The organism is Mesorhizobium sp. M8A.F.Ca.ET.202.01.1.1 (assembly GCF_004791595.1).
In the GTDB taxonomy this organism is placed as follows: domain Bacteria; phylum Pseudomonadota; class Alphaproteobacteria; order Rhizobiales; family Rhizobiaceae; genus Mesorhizobium.
The window spans coordinates 1-306 of record NZ_SRUN01000225.1 but is presented as its reverse complement, the minus strand read 5'-3'; the positions used below and the strand labels follow the sequence as shown (position 1 = coordinate 306).

Annotated in this window: 1 protein-coding gene; it reads left to right on the top strand. The window is 64.4% G+C overall.

Going from position 1 to position 306, the window contains the following annotated elements; genetic code table 11:
- Window positions 1-306, top strand: a 306-nt coding sequence (locus tag EN845_RS34600) for an Ig-like domain-containing protein (RefSeq protein WP_135931329.1), incomplete at both ends; no start/stop codon positions are given.

The following is a 306-nucleotide window of genomic DNA, read 5'->3' as shown; positions in this document are numbered from 1 at the left end:
ACCACGGCGGCACCTCGAGCTCCAGCCTGACCGTCACCATCAACGGCACCAATGACGGCCCGGTGGCGGTGGCCGATGCGGCGGCGGTGAAGGAAGACACCAACACGCTGGCCGATCCCAATCCGGTGAGCGGCAATGTGCTTTCCAACGACACCGATGTCGACAATGGCGACACGCACAGCGTCAGCGCCGTCAACGGCTCGGCTGGCAATGTCGGCAACGACCTGGTCGGCACCTATGGCACGCTGCATCTCAACAGCGACGGCAGCTACAGCTATACGCTCGACAATGGCCTGGCCTCGGTGC